This is a genomic window from Lysobacter niastensis (genome assembly GCF_031457115.1).
GTDB lineage: Bacteria > Pseudomonadota > Gammaproteobacteria > Xanthomonadales > Xanthomonadaceae > Lysobacter_J > Lysobacter_J niastensis_A.
The window spans coordinates 1,832,343-1,857,019 of sequence record NZ_JAVDVY010000001.1 but is presented as its reverse complement, the minus strand read 5'-3'; the positions used below and the strand labels follow the sequence as shown (position 1 = coordinate 1,857,019).

The 24,677-nt window shown below is 66.8% G+C and carries 20 protein-coding genes; 13 read left to right on the top strand and 7 right to left on the bottom strand.

Annotation, left to right across the window (positions count from 1 at the left end):
- Window positions 1–20 precede the first annotated feature (20 nt).
- The gene (locus J2X06_RS08455) at window positions 21–935 is read right to left on the bottom strand and encodes a transporter (RefSeq protein WP_310060777.1); all 915 of its coding nucleotides are present in this window, start codon (window positions 933–935) and stop codon (window positions 21–23) included.
- 684 nt (window positions 936–1,619) lie between these two features.
- On the opposite strand from J2X06_RS08455, the gene J2X06_RS08450 reads away from it, so the two are divergent.
- From J2X06_RS08450 to J2X06_RS08425, 6 genes are all read left to right on the top strand, one after another.
- A complete protein-coding gene (locus J2X06_RS08450) occupies window positions 1,620–2,630 on the top strand; it encodes an amidohydrolase family protein (protein ID WP_310060775.1) in 1,011 nt (336 codons plus the stop codon).
- Window positions 2,631–2,646: 16 nt separating this feature from the next.
- Window positions 2,647–3,015 (top strand): 5-carboxymethyl-2-hydroxymuconate Delta-isomerase, encoded by a 369-nt coding sequence (locus J2X06_RS08445; protein ID WP_310060773.1) that lies wholly within the window; start codon window positions 2,647–2,649, stop codon window positions 3,013–3,015.
- Window positions 3,016–3,019: 4 nt separating this feature from the next.
- Window positions 3,020–4,291: a kynureninase gene (gene kynU / locus J2X06_RS08440; protein WP_310060769.1), complete on the top strand. Its 1,272-nt coding sequence runs from the start codon at window positions 3,020–3,022 to the stop codon at window positions 4,289–4,291.
- Window positions 4,292–4,374: 83 nt separating this feature from the next.
- Window positions 4,375–5,748 carry an FAD-dependent oxidoreductase gene (locus J2X06_RS08435; RefSeq protein ID WP_310060767.1) on the top strand — a complete coding sequence of 458 codons (1,374 nt, stop codon included), beginning with the start codon at window positions 4,375–4,377 and terminating at the stop codon, window positions 5,746–5,748.
- A gap of 104 nt (window positions 5,749–5,852) precedes the next feature.
- Window positions 5,853–7,307, top strand: a complete 1,455-nt coding sequence (gene sbcB / locus J2X06_RS08430) for an exodeoxyribonuclease I (RefSeq protein ID WP_310060764.1) — start codon at window positions 5,853–5,855, stop codon at window positions 7,305–7,307.
- Window positions 7,304–7,990, top strand: coding sequence for a DUF2461 domain-containing protein (locus tag J2X06_RS08425; RefSeq protein ID WP_310060761.1), 687 nt, complete (start codon window positions 7,304–7,306; stop codon window positions 7,988–7,990). Before sbcB ends, J2X06_RS08425 begins: the two co-directional genes overlap by 4 nt.
- 28 nt (window positions 7,991–8,018) lie before the next feature.
- On the opposite strand, the gene J2X06_RS08420 is transcribed toward J2X06_RS08425, so the two are convergent.
- From J2X06_RS08420 to J2X06_RS08410, 3 genes are read right to left on the bottom strand one after another with little or no spacing between them, the layout of a single operon-like run.
- Window positions 8,019–8,405 (bottom strand): RidA family protein, encoded by a 387-nt coding sequence (locus tag J2X06_RS08420; protein ID WP_310060758.1) that lies wholly within the window; start codon window positions 8,403–8,405, stop codon window positions 8,019–8,021.
- 32 nt (window positions 8,406–8,437) lie between these two features.
- Window positions 8,438–9,220: an anti-sigma factor gene (locus J2X06_RS08415; RefSeq protein ID WP_310060756.1), complete on the bottom strand. Its 783-nt coding sequence runs from the start codon at window positions 9,218–9,220 to the stop codon at window positions 8,438–8,440.
- Entirely contained in the window at window positions 9,217–9,792 is a 576-nt protein-coding gene (locus tag J2X06_RS08410; RefSeq protein WP_310060754.1) for a sigma-70 family RNA polymerase sigma factor, read from the bottom strand. The genes J2X06_RS08415 and J2X06_RS08410 overlap by 4 nt, the downstream gene beginning before the upstream one ends.
- A 351-nt stretch (window positions 9,793–10,143) precedes the next feature.
- On the opposite strand from J2X06_RS08410, the gene J2X06_RS08405 reads away from it, so the two are divergent.
- From J2X06_RS08405 to J2X06_RS08380, 6 genes are all read left to right on the top strand, one after another.
- Window positions 10,144–11,535: a DUF4331 domain-containing protein gene (locus J2X06_RS08405; RefSeq protein ID WP_310060751.1), complete on the top strand. Its 1,392-nt coding sequence runs from the start codon at window positions 10,144–10,146 to the stop codon at window positions 11,533–11,535.
- Window positions 11,536–11,610: 75 nt separating this feature from the next.
- Window positions 11,611–12,738 carry a tetratricopeptide repeat protein gene (locus J2X06_RS08400; protein ID WP_310060750.1) on the top strand — a complete coding sequence of 376 codons (1,128 nt, stop codon included), beginning with the start codon at window positions 11,611–11,613 and terminating at the stop codon, window positions 12,736–12,738.
- Complete coding sequence (locus J2X06_RS08395; RefSeq protein WP_310060747.1) at window positions 12,708–13,847, top strand: HupE/UreJ family protein; 1,140 nt, start codon at window positions 12,708–12,710, stop codon at window positions 13,845–13,847. The genes J2X06_RS08400 and J2X06_RS08395 overlap by 31 nt, the downstream gene beginning before the upstream one ends.
- A gap of 86 nt (window positions 13,848–13,933) precedes the next feature.
- On the top strand, window positions 13,934–15,100 hold the full coding sequence (locus J2X06_RS08390) for an MFS transporter (protein ID WP_310060745.1): 1,167 nt from the start codon (window positions 13,934–13,936) through the stop codon (window positions 15,098–15,100).
- A 34-nt stretch (window positions 15,101–15,134) separates the two neighbouring features.
- Window positions 15,135–15,698: a DUF2939 domain-containing protein gene (locus J2X06_RS08385; protein ID WP_310060743.1), complete on the top strand. Its 564-nt coding sequence runs from the start codon at window positions 15,135–15,137 to the stop codon at window positions 15,696–15,698.
- 162 nt (window positions 15,699–15,860) lie between these two features.
- Window positions 15,861–16,391: a CHRD domain-containing protein gene (locus J2X06_RS08380; RefSeq protein WP_310060742.1), complete on the top strand. Its 531-nt coding sequence runs from the start codon at window positions 15,861–15,863 to the stop codon at window positions 16,389–16,391.
- A 19-nt stretch (window positions 16,392–16,410) separates the two neighbouring features.
- On the opposite strand, the gene J2X06_RS08375 is transcribed toward J2X06_RS08380, so the two are convergent.
- Complete coding sequence (locus J2X06_RS08375; RefSeq protein ID WP_310060740.1) at window positions 16,411–17,316, bottom strand: 5'-nucleotidase; 906 nt, start codon at window positions 17,314–17,316, stop codon at window positions 16,411–16,413.
- Window positions 17,317–17,492: 176 nt separating this feature from the next.
- Here J2X06_RS08375 and J2X06_RS08370 point away from each other — a divergent pair, with 176 nt between their 5' ends.
- Window positions 17,493–18,608, top strand: coding sequence for an alpha/beta fold hydrolase (locus tag J2X06_RS08370; protein WP_310060738.1), 1,116 nt, complete (start codon window positions 17,493–17,495; stop codon window positions 18,606–18,608).
- A 6-nt stretch (window positions 18,609–18,614) separates the two neighbouring features.
- Here the strand turns inward: J2X06_RS08370 and J2X06_RS08365 are convergent, their stop codons facing one another.
- Together J2X06_RS08365 and J2X06_RS08360 are read right to left on the bottom strand one after the other, a co-directional pair.
- Window positions 18,615–19,388, bottom strand: coding sequence for an NAD kinase (locus J2X06_RS08365; protein ID WP_310060736.1), 774 nt, complete (start codon window positions 19,386–19,388; stop codon window positions 18,615–18,617).
- Between the two features lie 101 nt (window positions 19,389–19,489).
- Window positions 19,490–24,523 carry an NAD-glutamate dehydrogenase domain-containing protein gene (locus tag J2X06_RS08360; RefSeq protein ID WP_310060734.1) on the bottom strand — a complete coding sequence of 1,678 codons (5,034 nt, stop codon included), beginning with the start codon at window positions 24,521–24,523 and terminating at the stop codon, window positions 19,490–19,492.
- Between the last annotated feature and the right edge of the window lie 154 nt (window positions 24,524–24,677).

Genomic DNA, 24,677 nt, shown 5'->3' with positions numbered 1-24,677 from the left:
TTTGTGTTCGTTCGTGCCCATCACAGTCCTCCTCCCCAACGGTATTGCCAAGCCAGGCCGATAGCATCGAAGTTGTTCCCGGTGCGGGCGGACACGCCGCTGCTGGCGGACAACTTGATCGAGTTCAGCTGATCCACAGGGATTGCGAGTGTCATTCCCATGCGCCAGTTCTGCTGCAGGTCGTTGCTCAACCTGTCATCGATGGTCGAGCGGCCGCCGGCGAACCATGTGCCGTCGACCGACAGCCACTTTCCGGAGCGAAAGTTGTAAATCACGTGACCCTGCATGGAGTAGAGCGGACGTTGTGAACGCGTACGGCCGCCGAAGAAGTCGTTGTTGTCGGTGAAAAACGTAGCCGCCGCCTGGGCCTCCAGCGTCCACGGCCCACGCGCCTTCGAAATCCCGATCTCGGGCTTGAAGGACCAGCGGTTGCTGCCGATGTTCACGAGCTTGCTGCCGTCGTACTGCCCACCGGGTGGCGACACCTGCAGGCTTGCGCCGATGATCAGGTCCTGCTTCCAGCCGCGAAATTCCTGCATCGACAGCGCAGGCGCGCCAAAGAGGTTGACCGACAGCCGGAACGCTGACCTGCCGAATCCGGCAACGTCGCGTTCGACGGGATCGCCCTGGTAGTTCGCCGAACCATCGAGCCGCGTGTAAGGCACGATGATGTCGAACTTGCCGGACTTTCCGCCAACATCGAGCACTCTTGCGTAGGCAAGGACAATGTTCGACGTTTCCAGGCGCGCGTCGGTCAATGGGATTGAAGGATCGGTTGACAGTCCGCCGCGCGTCCCGACGATTCCTGCGATCATGAAATTCACGCCGACCGGCGCATTGGAATAGGCGCGCGGCTCAATGTCCTGCGCGTGGGCGGTCGGTGCGATTACTGAGAGGATGAGCACGGCGGACGCAGAAGCGCAGTGCTGCGCCAAGCCGGATCTCGCAGGCAGAACGGCGTAGAAAGCCGTCGCCAACGCAAGCACGGCTGAGCATCTCATGGCGCTTCTCCCTTACCCGGCTGAATAGGGTTTTGGCATTGGGCTCGCGGCGGCGTAAATAGACAATGAAGCGCTGCCAGTTCGCTTGACCTTGGATCAATCCCATGCGGGACCGCTTCGGGTCGAACGCTGTCATCCGTCTAGCTGCTCAAGTGCCTAGCCAAGTCAGTGTCACAACGCCCTGATGGCGGCTGTGTGCCATAAGGCGGCTCAGCAAGTTGCTTCGGAAGTCGCGCCCACCAAGGTGCTGGGTGAACGAACGGGTCGGATCGTTCTGGGGCTGGTCGCGGAGGTCGATGTTGTACGGGACGCCAGATGCCGCTGCCCTACCCTTGCCGTGGCCCAAAGGTTTCTGCGATGCCGAATTTTGTCGGGCCGGCAGGAATAAGAAATTGGAACGCGGGCCGGGCACCCCCACGGGGTGGGGGGACAAGTCGGCGCTCGCCCGGCAAGCTAATCGCAGCTGGCACGGCCCCGCTGCATACCCATACGGCTTGTCGGGTATCGTATGGAGCTACCTGCAGCGCCGGGCAAACAGGGGGGAAGATGCGGGTGAAATCCTGTGCTTCGCCGCCTTCTGACGCCGAAACCATTGCCAGTAAAGGCTTCTAGAAGTTCATGCTGAAGATCGATACCCACGCCCACTACCTCCCGCGCGACTGGCCCAACCTGGCGCGCAAGTACGGCGACGACCGCTTTCCGGTGATCCATCACACCGAGGACGGACGCCATCGCATTTACAAGGACGGCAAGTTCTTCCGCGAGATCTGGTCCAAGACCTGGGACGCGCAGGAACGCATGGAGGACTACGCCCGTTTTGGCGTACAGGTGCAGGTGCTCAGCACCGTGCCGGTGATGTTCAGTTACTGGGCCAAGCCGCACCACGCGCTGGAACTGCACCAGGCGCTCAACGAGCACATGGCCGAGACCTGTCGCGACTATCCGCGGCATTACGCCGGCATCGGCACGGTGCCGCTGCAGTCGCCGCGACTGGCGATCCAGGAACTGGAACGCTGCATGGACCAGCTCGGCCTGCAGGGCGTGCAGATCGGCAGCCACATCAACGACTGGAACCTGGACGCACCGGAACTGTTCGAGTTCTTCCAGGCCGCCGGCGAACTCGGCGCGGCAATCCTCGTGCACCCGTGGGACATGATGGGGGCCGAATCGATGCCCAAGTACTGGCTGCCCTGGCTGGTCGGCATGCCGGCCGAACAGTCGCGCGCGGCCTGCTGCCTGGTGTTCGGCGGCGTGCTCGAGCGCATCCCCAACCTCAAGGTCTGCATGGCCCACGGCGGCGGCAGCTTCCCCTACACGATCGGCCGCATCGAGCACGGCTTCAACATGCGCCCGGACCTTGTGGCCACCGACAACCCCCGCAATCCGCGCGAATACCTGAGCCGCATGTTCTTCGACTCCTGGGTCGCCGATCCGCGCGCGCTGCAGTACCTGCTCGACACCTGCGGCGTGGATCGGGTGATGCTGGGCACCGACTATCCCTTCCCGCTTGGCGAGCAGGAACCAGGCGCAGGCATCGCCGCGCTGCCGCTGTCCGACGCCGAGCAGGCGCGGCTGTACCACGGCACAGCGCTGGAGTGGCTGGGCTTGCCGCTGTCGCGCTTCGCCTGATTCGCAGCACGCCGCCATGCCGCACCTGACCCTGCACTACACCGCCAACCTCGCCGGATTCGACGCCGATGCAGCGCTGGACGACCTCAACCGGCGACTGGCCGACAGCGGACACTTCGAAGAGTCCGCGATCAAGAGTCGTGCGCTGGCCTTGCAGCACTACCGCGTCGGCACCGCCGGCGTCGAGCGGGGCTTCGTGCATGCCCATCTGAAAGTGCTGCCCGGCCGCGACGAGACCACCCGCCGCGCGCTGTCGCAAACGATCGTTACCGCGTTGCAGGCGCAGCTGCCCTCCCACCACCCCGCCACCCAGCTCTGTGTCGAAGTCACCGAGCTGGACGCCGGCACCTACTCCAAGCTCGTCATCGATGCGAGCCAGCCCTGAACCCATGACCGACCTGTATTCCGAAGACCACGCGCGCGCGCTCGACGCCGCCGACCCCTTGCGCGAGATGCGTGCGCAGTTCCTGATCCCGAAGCACGACGGCGCCGACCAGGCCTACTTCGTCGGCAACTCGCTCGGCCTGCAGCCGCGCGGCGCGCGCGCGCATGTCGAAGAAGTGCTCGACAAGTGGGCTGCCGAAGCCGTGGAAGGCCACTTCACCGGCCAGGCGCAGTGGTTGTCCTACCACGAGCTCGTGCGCGAACAACTGGCGCGCCTGGTGGGCGCCAAGCCGGTCGAAGTCGTGGCGATGAACACGCTGACCGTCAACCTGCACCTGATGATGGTCAGCTTCTACCGGCCCACGGCGCAGCGCCCGGTGATCCTGATGGAGGCTGGCGCGTTTCCGTCGGACCGGCATGCGATGGCGTCGCAGGTCGCGTTCCACGGCTTCGATCCCGCCACCGACCTGATCGAACTGGAACCGGACGAACCGGGCGGTACGTTCTCGATGGCGGCGATCGAACGCGCCATCGCCGAACATGGCCCGCGCCTGGCGCTGGTGCTGTGGCCCGGCGTGCAATACCGCACCGGGCAGGCGTTCGACCTGAAAGAGATTGCGCGCCTGGCGCATGCGCAGGGCGCAATGTGCGGCTTCGACCTGGCACACGGCGTCGGCAACCTCGAACTGGCCCTGCACGACAGCGATGCCGATTTCGCCGTGTGGTGCCACTACAAGTACCTCAACAGCGGCCCGGGCGCGGTGGCCGGTTGTTTCGTCCACGAGCGCCATGCGAGCACCGACCGCCCGCGTTTTGCCGGCTGGTGGGGACACAACGTCGACACCCGCTTCCGCATGGGCCCGGAATTCGTGCCGACGGCGGGCGCCGAGGGTTGGCAGCTCAGCAACCCGCCGATCCTGGGCATGGCGCCGCTGCGCGCGTCGCTGGAGCTGTTCGATCGCGTCGGCATGGCCGCCATCCGCGCGAAGTCGCGCCAGATCACCGGCTATCTCGAATCGCTGATCCAGCTGCGCCTGTCCGACACGCTGCAGGTGGTCACGCCCGCCGAGCCCGAACGCCGCGGCTGCCAGCTGTCGCTGCGGGTGATCGGTGGCCGTGCTCGCGGTCGTGCCTTGTTCGAGTACCTCGCCAGCCGCGGCGTGCTCGGCGACTGGCGCGAACCGGACGTCATCCGTATTTCGCCCGCCCCGCTCTACAACACCTACGCCGACGTGCTGCGCTTCGTACGAACGGTTGAGGAATGGAAACAACAGTAAAACTGTCGTGCCCGCGAAGGCGGGAGACCGGACATCAAGCCTGGCACGGCCGATGACGAGGGCAGTACAACCTGAGATAGCAGATGAGTTCGCAGCCGCAACCCAGCACCCGACACATCACCCTCATCGGCGCCGGCCTTGCCGGCGCCGTACTCGCCACCCTGCTCGCTCAGCGCGGCTGGGAGGTCGAGGTCTTCGAAAAGCGCGGCGATCCGCGCATCAAGGGCTACGAAGGCGGCCGTTCGATCAACCTGGCGTTGGCCGAGCGCGGGCGCCACGCGCTGCACCTGGCCGGAGCCGACGAGGCCGTGATGGCGCACGCGGTGATGATGCGCGGGCGCATGGTGCATTTCCTCGACGGGCGCACCGACCTGCAGCGCTACGGTCGCGACGACAGCGAGGTCATCTCGTCGGTGCATCGCGGCGAGCTCAACGTGATCCTGCTCGATATCGCCGAGCGCGCTGGCGCGAAGCTGCACTTCAATCGCGGCCTGTCGAGCGTGGATTTCAACTCGCGCAGCGCCACTTTCATCGACCCTCGTGACAGCAGCACGCACGAGGCAACCTTCGTGTCGCTGGTCGGTGCCGATGGCGCCGGTTCCGCGCTGCGCGGGGCACTTTCCACGGAGACCGAACTGGGCGAGCGCACCGAGTTCCTCGGCCATTCGTACAAGGAACTGGAGATTCCGCCGACCGCCGATGGCGGCTTCAGCATCGAGCCCAACGCCCTGCACATCTGGCCTCGTGGCCGCTACATGTGCATCGCCCTGCCCAACGATGGGCGCACGTTCACGGTCACGCTGTTCCTTCCCAACGAGGGAGATCCGAGCTTCGCCACCGTGCGCACCGGCGCCGAGGCGCGGGCATTGTTCGAACGCGACTTCGCCGATGCGGTGCCGCTGATCCCGAACCTGGAGCGCGACTTCGAGCGCAATCCGGCCGGCCTGCTGGCGACACTCTACCTCGACCGCTGGCACCTGGACGATCGCGCCGTGCTGGTCGGCGATGCCGCACATGCGATGGTGCCGTTCCACGGCCAGGGCATGAACTGCGCCTTCGAGGACTGCGTCGCGTTAGCCGAGCATCTGGACCGCGAGCCCGATCGCGCCGCCGCATTCGCCGCGTTCCAGGCCGAGCGCCTGCCCAACGCCCGCGCGATCCAGGCCATGGCGCTGGAGAACTACCTGGAGATGCGCGACCGCGTCGACGACGAGGACTACCTGCTGCAGCGAGCCCTCGAACGCAAGTTGGGCGAGCGGCACCCGGACCGCTTCATGCCGCGCTACTCAATGGTGACCTTCCATCGCCTGCCCTACGCGACCGCTTTCGAGCGCGGCCGGATGCAGCGCGAGCTGCTGGTCGAACTGACCCGCGGCCATGCCAGCCTGGACACGCTGGACTGGTCGATGGTGGACGCTGCAGTACGCGAGCGGCTGTCACCCCTGCCCGCCAGCTGATCCGTATGACTCTCACGCAAGTGCAGCGCACCCGGGTTGCGCAATAGTCCCGAGTCCGCGCTTCGCTTGCACGGGCCAACCCCATAGGAAAGACGACCCACTCCATGCCGGCCAGCTTCCTGTTCTACGATCTGGAAACCTTCGGTGCCGACCCGCGCACCTCACGCATCGCCCAGTTCGCGGCGATCCGTACCGATGCCGACCTCAACCAGATCGAGGACCCCATCAGCGTGTTCGTGCAGCCGGCCGACGACCTTCTGCCCTCGCCTGTCGCCACGCTGATCACCGGCATAGCCCCGCAGCAAGCGCTGCGCGAGGGCATGAGCGAAGCCGCAGCGTTCGCGCTGATCTTCGACGAGATGTCGCGGCCGGAAACCTGCAGCCTGGGCTACAACTCTCTGCGCTTCGACGACGAGTTCGTCCGCTACGGCCTGTTCCGCAACTTCTACGACGCCTACGAGCGTGAGTGGCGCGGCGGCAATTCGCGTTGGGACCTGCTCGATGTGCTGCGGCTGGCCCATGCGCTGCGACCGGATGGATTGTGGTGGCCGCAACGCGAGGACGGCGCGACCTCGTTCAAGCTCGAGCACCTGGCCGAAGCCAACGGCGTGCGCGAGGGCGACGCCCACGAGGCATTGTCGGACGTGCGCGCCCTGATCGGGCTTGCACGAAAGCTCAAGGCAGCACAGCCGCGGCTGTGGGACTACGCCCTGCGCCTGCGCGACAAGCGTTATGCCGCCAGCCTGCTCGACGTGATCGCGATGACGCCGGTGCTGCACGTCTCGCAGCGATTCCCGGCGGCCCGGATGTGCTCGGCCGCCGTGTTGCCGGTGGCGCGACATCCGCGCATCGACAGCCGCGTGATTGCTTTCGACCTGGACCAGGATCCGGAGGCACTGTTACGGCTGTCGGCCGACGACATCGCCGACCGCTTGTACACGCCGTTCGCCGACCTGCCCGAGGGCGAACAGCGCATCGCCCTGAAGGAAATCCACCTCAACCGTTGCCCGGCGCTGGTCGCGTGGGACCACCTGCGCGCGCCTGACTTCGAGCGACTGCGCATCGATCCGTCCGAAACGGACCGTCGCGCCGCCATGATCCGCGAAGCCGGCCCGGAGCTGGTCGAGAAAGTCCGCCAGGTGTTCCGCAGCGACCGCGCGCGCGAGCCTTCGGATGCCGATGCCTCGCTCTACGACAGCTTCATCGGCGACGGCGACAAGCGTCTGTTCGCGCAGGTCCGCACGACGTCCCCGCAGGTATTGGGCCAGCGCGAGTTCGGCTTCCGTGACGCGCGACTGCCCGAACTGCTGTTCCGGTATCGCGCCCGCAACTGGCCGGAAACCCTCTCCAATGACGAGCGCGACCGCTGGAACGCGTATCGTCGCCAGCGACTGTGCACCGAGTCCGGACTTTCTGAATACAACTTCGAACGATTCGACGCCGAGATCGCCGCGCTGCGCGCCACGCATGCCAACGATGCCGCCAAGCTCGCCCTGCTCGATCGCCTGCAAGGCTGGGGCCGCGAGATCGGCAACGAACTGATGGAACCTGTGTCATGAGCCGCTATTTCAGTGATGCCAGCTTCAAGTTCCTGCGCGGGCTGGCCCGCAACAACAACCGCGAGTGGTTTCATGCGCACAAGGGCGACTACGACGCGCATGTGCGCGAGCCTTTCCAGCATCTGCTGACCGACCTGCAACCGGTGCTCAAAGGCGTCAGCGAGCACTATCGCTCAGAGCCCAAGGGCATCGGCGGCTCATTGTTCCGGATCCAGCGCGACACGCGCTTCGCCAACGACAAGACGCCCTACAAGTCCTGGCAGGGCGCGCGCCTGTTCCACGAACGCGGACGCCAGATCGAGGCGCCGTCGTTCTACGTGCACCTGCAGCCGGGAAACTGCTTCATTGGTTCGGGCCTGTGGCATCCGCAGCCCGACACGCTGCGGCGCGTGCGTCATTTCATCCTCGACAATCCCGGCAGCTGGAAGGCGGCCGCGCACGAGGGCAAGTTCCGCCGCCGCTTCGACCTGGACGACAGCGAGACGTTGACGCGCATGCCGCGCGGATTCCCCGACGACTTCGAGTTCGCCGACGACCTCAAGCGCAAGAACTTCGTGGCGCTGCGCGCCATCGACGACGACGTCATGACGGGCCCGCGCCTGCTCAAGACGCTGGAAACCGACCTCTCCGGGCTCGGCCCGTTCACCGACTATCTGTGCGCCGCGCTGGACCTGGAGTTCTAGCGCCGTGATGTGAAGACGTCGGCGCGCGTCAAAGCACCGCGTCTACCTCGGTTTCGACCAGCCATTGCGGATCGATGAATCCCACGACCTGAACGATGGTGTTGACTGGACGTATGGCGCCGAAGAATTCGCCGTGCACCTGCGCTACGGCCTTCCAGTCCTCGATACGGGTCAGCATGATCCGGGTGCGGACGACGTCGTCCAGGCGGCCGCCCAACTGCTCGATGGCGAGCCTGGAAATCTCCAGGCATCGCCGTGCCTGGCCCGCCGCGTCACCGATGCTCACCGTCTTTCCATCCGGTCCCAATGGCGCGGTTCCCGCCACCGCGATGACGCTCCCGATCCGCACGGCCCGCGATATCCCGATGATCGGCTCGTAAGGGCTGCCCGTGGATACGCTGTTTCGTTCGGTCATGTAGGGCTCTCCTTCGATGGGCATCGCCGACCTCAGATCGCCTCGATGCCACCCTTGGCGATGATCGGCCCGGTCGGCACGCCCTGCGGTGCGCCGCCCGGCGGCTCCAGCGAGACGGCCAGGGTCGAGCCCTTCGCCAATGCGCGCAGCAACGCCTTGGGCACGACCACCAACTGCGTCTTGTCCATGGTGAGCAGTCCCAGCGAACGCGGCGCCTCTCCCCGCGGTATCAGCCACAGCTCCGGCACGCGCCCCTGCGCGTCGGCTGGGGCGGGCACGGGCACCATCCGCACCGTGCCGTTGTCGACGTCCACGGAGGCCAGCCAGCCCGGCGTGCCGTCTTCGCGCGCCAGCGTGATGACCGGTCGCGCCGGCTCAGCGGGTTGCTCCACCACCACCGGAGGCGGCAGCGGTGCAGGCGGCGCTACCGGTGTCGGTGCTTGCGGCACACGGCCGAGGAACACTGCCGCGATCGCGGCCGCAGCGGCGACCGCGGTCATCGCACGCCAGAACCCCACGCTCTGCCACACGCCGCGCTTGCCTCCCTCCACCGGCGACCAGCCCAGCCGGGTGCGGATGCGCGGCCAGGCGTGAGCAGGTGCGGCAACCGGCTCGACTGCGTCCAGCCAGCTTCCCAGGCGCTGCTCCCACCCCGCGACCAGTCGCGCGAACGCCGGGTCGACCTCGATCCGCGCCTGCACCTGCCGGCGCTGAACTGCGTCGAGCACTCCCAGCACGTATTCGCCCGCCTGCACATCCGCGCCGGGCGGCTCGTGCCCCGGGTCTTCGTCGTAGCGCGGGTCGCGGGTGTTCATGGTTCCAGGCAGGTGCGCAGTTGCATCAGGCCGCGGCGGATCCAGCTTTTGACCGAGCCCAGCGGCGAGCCACTGCGTGCCGCCAGTTCCTCATAGGTGGCGCCTTCGAAGAAGGCCGTGCGGATCAGCGTGCGGCGGCGGTCGTCCAGCAGCTCCAGGCACCCCTCCAACCGCTCGCGCTGGGTCAGCGCTTCGGCGTGCTGCAGGGGCGAGGCCGTCGGATCGGCGATTTTCTCGGCAAGTTCGATCGGCGCCTGTCCATGCGATGCCGGCAACGCGCGCAGCCGATCGATCGCCTTGTGCCGCGCGATCATCCCAAGCCAGGTGATCGCGCTCGCACGAGCGACGTCGAACTGCGCGGCCTTGTTCCAGACGCTGGTGTAGACCTCCTGCAGTACATCCTCTGCTTCGGCGCGGTCGGGAATCAGCCGCAGGCAGATGCCGAACAGGCGGCTCGACGTGGCGTGGTAGAGCGCCTCGAAGGCGCTGCGGCTGCCGTTGGCGACACCGGCCAGCAACTCAGCCAGATCTCCGCTGGGATCGGCGCTGCGCTGGAGTTGTGAACTGGGCATCCGGTTACCTGGCACGAATAAGACGAAGACGAAGACGTAGCGCGCACGGCGCGGCGTACCGATGACGCTGGGACCAACGCGATGCGGCCATCGCCTCGGCCAGCGCCTGCCCGTTTCCGGCGCCGCTCGGGCGCCTCGATAGCCAGTACGTTCCAATGTTGAATCCGGATGCAGTTGCCAACCGCATCCGCTCACGGCAAATGCCGCGGCTCGACGAGATCCGCCATCCGCGACAGGCGGCTGCATCCGGATGCGCCGCCGCACCGTAATCACGAAGGCAGCGCGACAGATGCCAGGCATGGGCGGAGCGCTGCGTTTATCGCCGAACCCTCCTCCTTCGAGGAACACCCCATGAAACCCTCCACCCTCAAACGCGCCACGCTCGCCGTCGCCATGGCGGGCCTGGCGGGCATCGCCGGCGCAGCGCTCGGCTCCAGCCACCGCGAAGCGCCGCTGATCACCCAGTCCCCCAAGGTCGATGGCACCGATTTCTATATGTTTCGCAGCTACGAAGCCGGCCGCGCCGGTTACGTCACCCTGCTCGCCAACTACCAGCCCCTGCAGGCGCCCTACGGCGGTCCGAACTATTTCCTGATGGATCCCGAGGCGCTCTACGCCATCCACATCGACAACGACGGCGATGCCAGGGCGGATGTCTCCTATTTCTTCAAGTTCTTCAACCGTTACAAGAACCTCGCGGTGCCCGTGAACGGCATCAACGTGGCCGTGCCGTTGAGCAACATCGGCCCCTTCGGCGCCAGCGCGGCGCAGGAGGCCAATCGCAACGTGGACGAGTCCTACATCATGGTCGCCGTTACCGAGGACGGCCGGTACAGCGTGTCGCGCAACCTCGGCACCGGCGGCGCCGTGTTCAAGAAACCCTTCGATAACATCGGCACCAAGTCCATCGCCGATTACGCCACCTATGCCAACGGCCACATATCGCGCATCGGCGTGAACCGGTGCGCCGGCGAAGGCCGGGTGTTCGTCGGACAGCGCAAGGACGGCTTCGCGGTCAACCTGGGCGAGGTGTTCGACCTGGTCAACACCAATCCGGTCGGCCCGCCCGATGGCGAGCGCAACCTGCTGGACGATGCCAACGTCACCACGATCGCGCTGGAACTTCCCATCGCCTGCCTGACCCAGTCCGGTAATCCGATCATCGGCGCCTGGACCACGGCCTACACCCGTACAGGCGACCACTACCGGCAGGTGTCGCGCCTGTCCGCGCCGCTGGTGAACGAGGTGGTGATCGGACTGCCGGACAAGGACAGGTTCAACGCCTCGTTGCCGGCCAACGACGCGGCGTTCGCCAAGTACGTGACCAACCCGACCCTTCCCATCCTTTTGCAGGTGCTGTTCGGCGTGCAGGCGCCGACCCTGTATCCGCGTACCGATCTGGTCGCCGCATTCCTGACCGGCTTGCCGGGACTCAACAAGCCCGCGACGGTCAAGCCTGCGGAAATGATGCGGCTCAACACGTCGATCGCACCGAGGACGGCCGCCGCGCAGCAGACACTGGGCGCGCTCGCCGGCGATACCGCTGGCTTCCCGAACGGACGCAGGCCTGGAGACGACGTCGTCGACATCGAGCTTCGCGTGGCGATGGGCGTATTGCTTACCGCGGCACAGGCGCCTTCCGGCCAGTTGCCCTACACCGATGGCGCAGCCTTGAAGGCAAGCGATTTCGCATCGACGTTCCCCTATCTCAACACGCCGATACCGGGCTCGCCGAGCAACTGAGTGCCTGAGCACCACGCGCTTCATGCGTCGCAACCCGACAGCCGGACGATGCTGCCGGGTTGCGTGGGAGGAAAGATGTTCCGTGCATGGCTCCTCATCGCCGGCCTGATGATGACGTCCGCCGCCTGGGCTCAGCGCCCGCCGGCGGTGGTGCCCGACGACCCCGATAGCGTCATCGCCCGGCTGCCACGTGGATACGCGCAGCTGATGCCGGCCGCCTTGTCCGCGGTACCGGTCAAGACACCGGTGGCGTCGACGGCACAGGCGCGTGTTTTCCTGACCACGGCCGCGCGTACGGGTGATGCCCGGCTGGCCACACGCGCGGATGCACTGCTGGCGCGGATGCCGGAAAGGGTCGACGGCGTACTGCTGATGCGTGCATTCAGCGCCCAGCATCGCCACGACTTCGAAGGCGCTGTGGCCTGGCTGGACCGGCTGATCGCCCGCTCTCCCCGCAACGCCACGGCGCGCCTGTCGCGCGCGCAGATCCAGGTGGTGCTTGGGCGGCTCGAACTGGCCCGCGGAGACTGCGCGGCACTGGTCCTGGGCATCGATGCCGGCGACGGTCTGCTGTGCGTGGGCCTGCTGTCGCTGCGCAATGGCCAATATCCCGCGGCGGCGGCCGCGCTCGACCACTGGTTGCAGGGCGACTCCGGCGTGGACGAAAGGCGCTATGCGCTGGTGATGCGCGCGGAAGTTGCGGCGCGTGCGGGCGACGGCGATGCCGATCTGTGGTTCCAGCGTGCGCTGGCGCTGGTGCCGGACGACGTGCGCACGCTGGCGTCGTATGCACGCTACCTGCGCAGCGTCGGACGCGACCGCGATGTGCTGCGCTTGCTCGCAGTGCAGACCGAGCATGACGGCCTGCGATTGCAGCGCACGTTGGCCGCCTACCGCCTGGATCCGCAGACCGCCGCACCGCTGGTTCAGGCCCAGGCGCGGCGTTTTGCCGCCGCACGTACGGCCGGAAGTCCGCTTGAGCTGCGCGACGAGGCGGAGTTCATGCTTTCCACGCGCACAGATCCGGATGCGGCGTTGATCCTGGCGCAACGCAACTTCCTCGGTCAGCGCGATTTCGAGGACGTCGAGTTGCTCCGGCGCGCCGCGATTGCCGCGAAACGGAGCGATGTGCTGCGAGAGTTGCAGCGTTGGACCACGTCCAGGCACTTGCCATGGCCGCCGACGCCGGAGGTCGCACGCTGATGCTGCCCAGGCTCCTGCCACGCGTGTCGCTGGGCGTGTTGTTGCTCGTGGCGGGATCGCTGCATGCGCACACGCTGTCGGTCTCGCACCTGGACATCACGCGGATGCCCGACGGCAACGCTCAGGTCGAAGTGGACCTGGCGATCCGTGACCTCGCCCTCTCGCTGCCATTGGATGCCGATCGCGACGAACGGGTGACCTGGGGCGAGCTGCGCGCGATCGAGCGACCGCTCCATCGGTGGATCGCATCGGGGCTCTCGCTCTCGACCGATTCCGGCACCTGCACGCTGGAGCCAGGCGGGTTGGCCACCCGCCACTACGACGACGGGGCCTACGCGACGATGCGAATGAACGCACGATGTCCTTCGGCCTCGGCTGTACGAGTCCGCTATGGCCTGCTGTTCGCGGTCGATCCGCAACATCGCGCGCTGGTCACGCTTCGGCAGGGCGCGGTCGTCAGCGCCGCGACGATCCGCGCCGATGCGCGCGAAATCGTACTGGGCGACGCTCCCCGTCGCACGTTCGCGGACTTTTTCCGCGAAGGCTTCCATCACATCCTGATCGGCTACGACCACATCGCCTTCCTGCTGTCGCTGCTGCTTCCCGCCGCGCTACTGCGCCAGCGACGGCAGTGGCTTCCCGCGGAAGACCTTCGCCAAGTGATCGGCCAGGCGCTGGGCATCGTGACCGCGTTTACGCTGGCGCACTCGATCACGCTCAGCCTGGCGGCGCTGGGCTGGGTCACGCCCGCCTCACGCTGGGTCGAGCCGGCCATCGCGCTCAGCGTGCTGCTGGCCGCGATCAACAACGTGCATCCGCTGGTGACACGGCGTGCGTGGACGGTCGGATTCGGCTTCGGCCTGATCCACGGGTTCGGCTTTGCCGGCGCCCTGGGCGAACTGGGCCTTCCGTCCGGCACGCGCCTGTTGGCGCTGTTCGGCTTCAACCTGGGCGTGGAACTGGGACAACTGGCGCTGGTCTGCGCTGTCCTGCCGGGATTGTTCCTGTTGCGTCGCCAGCGCTGGTATGTCGGCGCGGCCATGCCATTGCTCTCGCTGGGGATCGGGGCGGTGGCGGCATCGTGGGTGTGGCAACGCACGTTCATCTGACGAGTGCGCAACCGACAGCACACGTCACGGACCGGGACGTGCGCAGGCCTCATAATCCGCGCAATTCGTTCCCGGATCCTGCCCGTTTGTCCCCCGCCGACTTCCGCCGCTACGCGCTGTTCTATCTCGGGTACTACGGCGCGTTGGGGGCCTACACGCCCTATATCGGCCGGTGGGTCTCGGCCAATGGCCACGGTGGCTACGTCGTCGGCGCGATGCTGGCACTGTGGTATGGCGGACGCATCGTCGCGCCGCCGACATGGGCGCGACTGAGCGCGCGCAGTGAGTTCCCCGGGCGCTGGCTGGTGGCCGGGTGCGTCCTCGCCATGCTGGGTTTTGCGGGTTTCGCCGGATTCGATTCCGGGATCATGCTGTTCGTGACCATGGCCTGGTTTGGCGTGTGCTTCAACGCGGTCATGCCGCAGTTCGAAGCAATGACGCTGTCGACGCTGGGCGATCGCAACCACGATTACGGCCGCATCCGGATGTGGGGCTCGATCGGCTTCCTGATCGTGGCCGGCAGCTATGGCTGGCTGCTGGATCGACTGGGCAACGACGCCTTCGTCTGGCTGACCCTGCCCTGGTTGCTGCTGACCGTGGCGGCGGCCTGGCTGCATCGCGGCGACCGGCCCCACCCCGTCGCGTTGCCAGCCACCACCGCACGCGAGGGACTCTGGCGCCGTCCCGGCACGCGCCACCTGCTGGTGACCGTGTTGCTGATGCAACTGGGCTTCGGGCCGTTCTACGTGTTCTACACGCTGCACCTGCAGGCGCAGGGCCACGACGGATTCGCGGTGGGTTCGCTGTGGGCGATTGGCGTGCTGTGCGAGATCGTGATGTTCTGGGTCGCGCCGCGCCTGGTGCAGCGCTATGGCGCGCATCGCTTGATGACGGTCTGCATCGCCACGACGGTCCTGCGCTGGTCGATCGTGGCCATGTTCGGATCGTCGTTCGCCTGGATGGCCCTGGCGCAGACCGGGCATGCGTTGGGGTTCGCGGCATTCCACGCCGGCTGCATGCGGCGCATGGCCGAGTTGTTCCCGCAGCGGCGCGACATGGCCGCCGCGCAGGGCATGCTGTATGGCTTCAGCGGCGGCATCGGCGGCGTCGCTGGTGCCGGCGTGGCGGCGGTCGCATGGCAACTGGGCGGCGGCAAGGCGGCTTTCCTGGCGGGCGCGGTGGTCAGCATCGGCGCGCTGCTCGCGCATGCGCTGCCCATGCGTGCCGCACGGGCCGCATCGGCCGCTTCCTGATCTGGTCCATGCATTGGCAGAACCGAGACGACACATGAAGAAGTGGTTCGCGCTGTTGGTGATCGCCCTGCTTGCCGCGCTGGGCTGGCTCGCGGCGGGACCGTTCATGACGGTCAACGCGATCCGCGAAGCCATCCAGGCCGAAGACACGGCGGCGCTGTCGGAGCACATCGACTTCCCCGTGCTGCGACAGAACCTGCGAGCGCAGGTCGAAGATCACCTGGCGCGGCGTGCCGGCCCGGACATGCAGAACAACCCATGGGCAGCGATCGCGCTGGGACTGGCCAACAGCGCCATTGGCGGTACGGTGGATGCACTCGCCACTCCCGCCGGCATAGGCGCCGTCCTGCAAGGACGTGTTTTGCTGCACCGCCTTTCCGGCAGCGGTATCGACCGGAACGACAGCCTTGCCCATACCGCGCCGCCGGACCCGTTGCGCGACGCGCGATACCGCTTCGAGTCGCCCTCGCGTTTCACTGCCACGGTGCACAGCGGCGATGGCGATCCGGTGGTGTTCGTGCTGCATCGACGCGGCCTGCGCTGGAAACTGGACGATATCCGGCTGCCTTTCGACGATCCGCAGAACCCATCCCATTGATCCATTACGCGGGTGCACCCGCGCGTCAACTTGCGTGATGGATGACCGCCGGGGGCTTCACCCCTGTCTCACGGTGCCGGGCGCAGCGTTGCCGCGGATGCGTCGGCGTCCTCCACAGGATCCTCCCCGAACGGGCTCACGAGCGTCTGACGAGGTGACGAAATGAGATTGACAGCTTTATTGGCGATGGCCGCGCTGCTTCCGATCACTGCGGCGCAGGCAGACAACAAGGTGTTCAAGGCCGAATTGGTGGGCGAACAGGAAGTCCCGGCCATATCGACGGGTGCGAGCGGCGGGTTCAAAGCCAGGGTCACCAACGACGGGCAATCCATCCAGTACGAGCTCGCCTATGCCGATCTGGAAGGCGGCAATGTGCTCCAGGCACACATCCATATCGGGCAGAAGAGCGTCAACGGAGGCATCGCTGCATTCCTGTGCACCAACCTGGGTAACGGACCGGTGGGCACGCAGCCCTGCCCGGCCCCGCCGGCGGTAATTACCGGCACCATTACAGCCGCAGACGTGGTGGGTCCCAACGGGCAGGGCGTCGCCCCGGGTCAGTTGGATGAGTTGATCCGCGCGCTACGCGGCGGTTTCGCGTATGCCAACGTGCATACCGTGACTTACCCCGGTGGCGAGATCCGTAGCCAGTTGGGACACGACCACGGTAACGGCCACGACAACGACGACTGAGTCGGGCGATCAGAGGCGATCAGCGGTTGGCGACGCCGTGCGGCACGTGACCGGCGGCGACGTGGTCGCGGGCGGAGACGATGTTGTGTTCGGAATCGTCGAAGAAGATATCGGCGCCGAAGGCTTCCAGGAACGGGCCTTTTGCGCGTCCGCCAAGAAACAGCGCTTCGTCCAGACGGATGCCCCATTCGCGCAAGGTGCGGATGACGCGTTCGTGCGCCGGCACCGAGCGCGCCGTCACCAGTGCGGTGCGGATCGGCGCGTCCTGTCCGGTGGGAAACGCAGCCTGTAGACGATGCAGCGCATCGAGAAAACCGCGGAACGGTCCGCCCGACAACGGTTCGCCCGCATGCTCACGCTCATGCGCTGCAAATGCCGCCAGGCCGCCTTCACGCGATACGCGTTCGCCTTCGTCGCCGAAGATCACCGCGTCGCCGTCGAAGGCAATGCGTAACTGGTCGTGGCGATGCTGCGGGGCCTTGGCCGGCAACAGCGTTGCCGCGGCGATGCCGGCCGCCAGCGCATTGCGCACGTCTTCGGCATGCGTCGAAAGAAACAGGTCCGCGCCGAACGGGCGGATGTACGGATACGGCGCAGCGCCATTGCTGAAGGCCGCGCGCTTGATCGCCAGGCCGTGGTGCGCGATGGAATTGAAGATGCGCAGGCCGGTGTCGGCGGAATTGCGCGAGATCAGGATCACCTCGACCCGCGGCGCATCCGGCGGCGCGCCTTCGTTCAGCGCCAACAGCTTGCGTACCAGCGGGAAGGCGATGCCGGGTTCGAGCAGGTCGTCTTCGTGGCTGCGCTGGAAGTCGGCATAAGCGTCGATGCCCTCGCGCTCGAACAGCGCGTGGCTGTCTTCCATGTCGAACAGGGTTCGCGAGGAAATCGCGACGATCAGGGGATCGGCATCACGGTCGGGCATGGGGCCATTGTGCCCGGTCCCGCGGTCGGTGGTGCAACCTTGCGCGCTTCGGCCGTATCAGCTTCCCCAAGCGCCAGGGAAACGCGCTGCGCGGCTGCCGATCGCGGTCGGCCGGCGCGTCGACCTGGAGGTCCGAAACACGGGCGGCACCCACGGCCCGCCTGAAAGGGGAACCCATGAAGAAAATGATGCTCGCCTTGCTGATGCTCACGGGCAGCCTGGGCGCGATGGCGCAGGAATGCCCGGACCGGTCATCGTATGAACCGGCGCGCGAGATCATCCGCGATCTCAACCGCATCGTCTCGCCGACCGGCGTGCAGGAATCCTACAAGACCCGTATCGGCGGCATCGACCAATGGCTCACGGTCCGCGGCCAGGATCGGGACAACCCGATCATCCTGTTCGTCCACGGCGGACCGGCCTCCCCCGTCACGCCGACGCTCTGGCAGTTCCAGCGGCCGATCGAGGAGTACTTCACCGTCGTCAACTGGGACCAGCGCGGTGCCGGCAAAACCTACAGCGAAGCGTCGCCGGACTCGATCGTCGACAGCATCCGCATCTCGCGCTACGTCGACGACGCGATCGAGGTAGCCGAGCATGTGCGCACCCGTTACGGCAAGCGCAAGCTGATCCTGATGGGACACAGCTGGGGCACCATCGTGGGCATGAAGGCGGCGATCCAGCGCCCGGACCTGTTCTACGCCTACGTGGGCATCGGACAGGTCATCAATACCCGCGACAACGAGCGCATCAGCTACGACTACGGACTTGCGCAGGCCCGGGCGCACGGCAACCAGGCGGCGGTGAAGGAACTGGAGTCGATTGGCCCCTACCCCGGCAACCAGCCGGTCACGCGCGAACGGATCATCATCGCGCGCACCTGGCCGCAGTTCTACGGCGGCCTGACGGCGTACCGCGAGGATTCCAACTACTACTACCGCGGCCCGCGCCTGTCTCCGGAATACGACGACCGCGACCGCTGCGCGATCGACCAGGGCAACGTGCTGACGCTGGGCAAGGTGCTGCCCGAGTTCCTCGACGTGGACTTCAAGGGCGTCCGCTCGTTCCCGATCCCGGTCGTGATGTTCATGGGACGCCACGACTACACCACGCCCTCGTCGCCGACGCAGGCATGGCTCGATCAGGTACGCGCGCCCTACAAGCAGGGCGTCTGGTTCGAGCATTCAGCCCACATGATTCCGTGGGAAGAACCCGGCAAGACGCTGGTCAGCCTGCTGCAGTTCGTGCGACCGCTGGCGACCGGCGCAAGCAGCGCCACGAATGGACGATGACCGCGCTCAGCCGCTGGTGAACTGCTCGGCCAGCATGCGCTCTTCGAGGTTGTGCTCGGGATCGAACAGCAGCGTCACGGTGCGGTCGTGCGACTCGCGGATGGTCACCTCGACCACGTCGCGCACCTCGTGCGAATCGGCCGTGGCGCTGACCGGGCGCTTGTAGGGATCGAGTACGCGGAATTTCACTTCCGTGTCTGCCTTGAGCACGGCGCCACGCCAGCGTCGCGGGCGAAACGCGGCGATCGGGGTCAGCGCAATCACGTTGGCCCCAAGCGGCAGGATCGGGCCCAGCGCCGAGAAGTTGTAAGCCGTGCTGCCAGCCGGCGTCGCCACCAGCACGCCGTCGCAGATCAATTCGTCCAGGCGCGTCTGGTCGCTCAGATCGATGCGCAGGTGCGCGGCCTGGCGCGTCTGGCGCAACAGCGAAACCTCGTTGTAGGCCAGTGAACCCACCGTGGCGCCCGACTCGGTCTGGGCGATCATCTCCAACGGCCGCAGCACCGCCGGCTCGGCCGCGTGCAGGCGCTCCATCAGGCCGTCGCCGTCATGGTGGTTCATCAGGAAGCCGACGGTGCCCAGCTTCATCCCGTATACGGGCTTGCCCAGTCCGCCATGGCGGTGCAGCGTCGACAGCATGAAGCCGTCGCCGCCCAGCGCGACCAGGATGTCGGCATCGGCGGGTTCGTGTTGGCCATGGCGTGCGACCAGTTCGGCGAGCGCGCCTTGCGCTTCGTCCGCGGGACTGGCGAGGAAGGCGATGCGAGGCGTCGCGGTCATCGGCGGCTCCGGCTGAATGCGCGCAGCATAACCCGGTCGCGGTTATCAAACGAAAAGGGCCCGGCATCGGCCGGGCCCCTTCGCAACTCATGACCCTTCGATCAGCCCGCGGCGGCGAGCTGGGCCAGGCGGCGCACCGCGACCGACAGCGTCGGGTAGTCGAGCGACTTCTGGGTCAGCAGGTCGGCGAACATCGTCTGGGTGAAGCGCAGAGAGGCATCGTCGCGCTTCAACCAGGTCTCGACCTTGGCGTCGGCGGCCTTCTTGCCGCCATCGCCCAGGATCTGCGAGACCAGCGTCCGCGCCTGCGAGGCCAACTCGTCGCGCAGCGACCCGCGGGCCAGCGCCTGCCAACGACCATCCACCGGCAACTGCTCGACCTGCTCGTACAGCCACGGGATGTTCAGCGCGGTGCCCAGCGCGAAGTACGCCTTGGCGACCTCCACCGGCGACAGCTTGCGGGCCAGCGCGATCTCGACGATGTCGCAGCCGAACTCGAGCACCGGCAACGCCGCCAGTTGCTCGGCCAGCGCCGCCGGCACGCCCTTGCTCTTCCACTCGTTGAGGCGTGCGGCATAGATATCGCGACGGGTAGCGGTCATCACGCCCGGCACCGCAGCGCGCACGGCCTTGAGGCCGTCGCTGTAGCGCGCCATCGCCGTGGTGATCTCCGGCATCTTGCCCGGACGCGACAGCAGCCAGCGCGACAGCGAGCGCAGCAGATGCCAGATCACCTGCAACGCATCGACCTGCACCGACTCGGGCACCTTGCCGTCGAGCGCGTCGATCTGCGCCCACAGGGCGCGTGCGTCGACCGCCTCGCGGGCGATGGTGTAGGCCTCGGCGACTTCGGCCGGCGTACGTCCGGTGTCCTCGGTCATGCGCAGGGTGAAGGTGGCGCCCATGCGGTTGACCATCGAGTTGGTCACCGCGGTGGCGATGATCTCGCGCTTCAGGCGATGGCCTTCCATCGACTTGGCGTACTTGGCCTGCAGCGGCTTCGGGAAGTAGCGCACCAGTTCCTTCGACAGGTACGGGTCTTCCGGAACGTCCGAATCGAGCAACTGCTGGAACAGCACGATCTTGGAGTACGACAGCAGCACCGCCAGTTCCGGACGCGTCAGGCCCTGGCCGCGTGCCTTGCGCTCGGCAATCTCGGCATCCGAGGGCAGGAACTCGATCTGGCGGTCGAGCAGGCCCTGCGACTCCAGCGTGCGGATGAAGTGCTGCTTGGAGCCCAGGCGGTGCACGCTCATCCGCTCCATCAGGCTGATCGCCTGGTTCTGGCGGTAGTTGTCGTTGAGCACCAGCTGCCCGACCTCGTCGGTCATGTCGGCCAGCAGCTTGTTGCGCGCCGGCAGCGTCAGCTTCTTCTTCTGCACCTCGCCATTGAGCAGGATCTTGATGTTCACCTCGTGGTCGGAGGTGTCCACGCCGGCGGAGTTGTCGATGAAGTCGGTGTTGAGCAGCACGCCGTGATGCGCGGCCTCGATGCGGCCGAGCTGGGTCATGCCCAGGTTGCCGCCCTCGCCCACCACCTTGCAGCGCAGGTCGCGGCCGTTGACGCGCAACGCGTTGTTGGCGCGGTCACCGACGTCGGCGTTGGTTTCGCTGCTGGCCTTGACGTAGGTGCCGATGCCGCCGTTCCACAGCAGGTCGACCGGCGCCTTGAGGATGGCGCTGAGCAGCTCCACCGGGCTCATCGCGGTCACGCCGTTCTCGATGCCGAGCGCGGCCTTGATCTCCGGCGATAGCGGGATCGACTTGGCCGACCGCGCGAACACGCCGCCGCCCTTGCTGATCAGCGACTTGTCGTAGTCGTCCCAGCTCGAGCGCGGCAGCTTGAACATGCGCTCGCGTTCCTTGAAGGTCCTGGCCGCATCCGGGTTCGGGTCCAGGAAGATGTGGCGGTGGTCGAACGCGGCCACCAGGCGGATGTGCTTGCTCAGCAGCATGCCGTTGCCGAACACGTCGCCCGACATGTCGCCGACGCCGGCGACGGTGAAGTCCTGGGTCTGGCTGTCGCGTCCCATCGCGCGGAAGTGGCGCTTGACCGACTCCCATGCGCCCTTGGCGGTGATGCCCATGCCCTTGTGGTCGTAGCCGACCGAGCCGCCGGAGGCGAACGCATCGTCCAGCCAGAAGCCGTGCGCACGGGCGATGCCGTTGGCGATGTCGGAGAACGTCGCGGTGCCCTTGTCGGCTGCGACGACCAGGTACGGGTCGTCGCCGTCATGGCGCACCACGTTCGACGGCGGCACGATCTTGCCTTCGACGAGGTTGTCGGTGATGTCGAGCAGGCCGTTGATGAAGCGCTTGTAGCAGGCCACGCCCTCGTTGAACCAGGCGTCGCGGTTGACCGCCGGATCCGGCAGGTGCTTGCAGAAGAAGCCGCCCTTCGAGCCGACCGGCACGATCACGGTGTTCTTCACCATCTGCGCCTTGACCAAGCCCAGCACCTCGGTGCGGAAGTCCTCGCGGCGATCCGACCAGCGCAGGCCGCCGCGGGCGACCGGGCCGAAGCGCAGGTGCACGCCTTCCACGCGCGGGCCGTACACGAAGATCTCGCGGTACGGACGCGGCTTGGGCAGGTCCGGCACCTTGGACGAATCGAACTTGAAGCTGATGTAGTCCGCCGGACCGCCGTCGGCGCGCACGCCGTCCTTGTACTGGATGTAATAGCTGGTGCGCAGCGTGGCGTCGATGACGCCGACGAAGCTGCGCAGGATGCGGTCCTCGTCGAGGCTGGCGACGCGGTCGAACAGGCTCTTGAGCGCGGTGCGGGTGACATCGACCTGCTGCTCACGCTTGCCGGCGCGCGCATCGATGACCGGTTGCAGTGTCGCCAGGGCCGACTCGTCGCCACGGGCCAGGGCCTGCAGCTGACGGGTGAAGCGGTCCATGCCGGCCTTGATCTCGGCCTTGCTCTCGCGACCGGTAGCCGGGTCGAACTTGCCCTCGAACAGCTCCACCAGCAGGCGCGCCAGCAGCGGATAGCGGTTGAGCGTCTCCTCGACGTAGCTCTGCGAGAACGGCACGCCGACCTGCAGCAGGTACTTGCAGTAGCCGCGCAGCATCGCGACCTGGCGCCAGGACAGGTTGGCGGTCAGGATCAGGCGGTTGAAGCCGTCGTTCTCGGCGTTGCCGCGCCAGATCTGGGCGAAGGCCTGTTCGAAGTTTTCGTCGAGGCTGGAGACGTCCAGGTTTTCGATGGCGGTCTCGACCTCGAAGTCCTGGATGAACAGCGGCATGCCGTCGACGACCACGCGATACGGGTGCTCGGAGATCACCCGCAGGCCCATGTTCTCCATCATCGGCAGCGCATCCGACAGCGGGATGTCGTCGTTCTGGCGATAGAACTTGAAGCGCAGTCCGCCCGCGCCGCGATGCGCGCGGTACAGACTCAGGCGCAGGTCGTCCGGACCGCTGAGTGCGGACAGGTTATCGACGTCGTCGGCTGCGACGCCGGCGCTCACATTCTCGATGTAGCCCGCCGGCAGCGCACGGCCATAGCTGCTGGTCAGCGCCAGGCCTCGGTGTTCGCCATGACGGGCAATCAGCTGCTCGCGCAGGTCGTCCTGCCAGTTGCGGACGATCGCGGCCAGCTCGACCTCGATGCGGCTGCTGTCGGCGTCGATGACCTCGCCGGACATCGGCCGCACGATCAGGTGCAGTTGGGCCAGCGGCGACTCGCCGCCGAGGCTCACGGAGGAGTCGATATGCTCGCCGTGAAGCTCGCGCTTGAGCATCTCCTCGATGCGCAGGCGCACGTCGGTATTGAAGCGATCACGCGGGATGTAAGCCAGCACCGAGAAGTAGCGGCCGTAGCGGTCGCGGCGCAGGAACAGCTTGCTGCGCACGCGCTCCTGCAGGCCGAGGATGCCGGTCGCGGTGCGCAGCAGTTCCTCTTCGGTGGACTGGAACAGCTCGTCGCGCGGCAGGCTTTCCAGGATGTGGCGCAGCGCCTTGCCGCTGTGGCTGTTGGGCACCAGGCCCGACTTCTGCATCACGTATTCATGGCGCTGGCGCACCAGCGGGATATCCCAGGGGCGGCGGTTGTAGGCGCTGGAGGTGTACAGGCCGAGGAAGCGCTCCTCGCGGATCGGCTTGCCCTTGGCGTCGAAGCTGAGCACGCCGATGTAGTCCATGTAGCCGGGACGGTGCACGGTGGCGCGCGCGTTGGTCTTGGTCAGGATCAGCGCATCGACCGAACCCGACTGCGGCATGTAATGCGCCGCCAGCGAGGTCAGCGGGCGCGGCTTGCCCGCGTCCTGCCCGCGCATCAGGCCCATGCCGCTGCTCTGGACCGCGCCGAGCACTTCAGCGTCGCCCTTGCCGGTGACTTCGTACTCGCGGTAACCCAGGAACGTGAAGTGGTTGTCGGCGGCCCAGCGCAGGAACTCCTGCGCCTCGCGCTTGCCTTCGTCGCTGACCGGCAGCTTGCGCGAACCCAGGTCCTCGGCCACCTCCAACATCTTCGCGCGCATCTGCGGCCAGTCGCGCACGGCGGCGCGCACGTCGGCCAGCACCGCTTCCACGGCCTTGCGGATCTTCGGCATGGCCTCGGCGGGCTGGCGGTCGATCTCCAGGTGCATCAGCGACTCGGGCACGCCTTCGCCGACGCTGACCAGCTTGCCGGCCTTGTCGCGCTGGAAGGTCACCACCGGGTGGCCCAGCACGTGCACGCCGATTCCCAGCTCCGCCAGCGCCATCGTCACCGAGTCGACCAGGAACGGCATGTCGTCGTTGGCGATCTGCACGACGGTGTGGGTCGATTCCCAACCCTCGCTCTTGATGGTCGGATTGAACAGGCGCACCAGCGCCGCTCCCGGCTTGCGCGAGCGGGCGAAATCGAGGAAGTCGGTGGCCAGCTCAGCCCAGCCTTCGGCGCTGTGCTGCGGCAGCTCGTCGCTGCTCATGCGCTTGTAGAACGAATTGATGAAGGCCTCGGCCTCGGCGTGGCGCGCCTTGGGCTCGCGCTTGCGCATCGCGGTGAGGATCGGTTCGAGCGAGACGATGCCGTTGCTCGCCTTCGTGGCCGGCTTGGCTTTGCTGGTGATGTCTTTGGCAGGCGATGCCTTGGCCGGCGATGCTTTTGCGGCGGGTTTGGCTGCAGCGTTGCGTTTGGGGCTCATGGGAACGGATGTCCGATGGAATGAGGCCCGCGCTTTCGCGCGGGCCAGGGGGGATACGGTTCAGTACGGAATTGACGCGGACGAAGCCTGTCGCGACACCGGGAGCGGAGGACGCAGAGCGTCAACGTCCACATGGTGCGCGGCGACCCTGCGG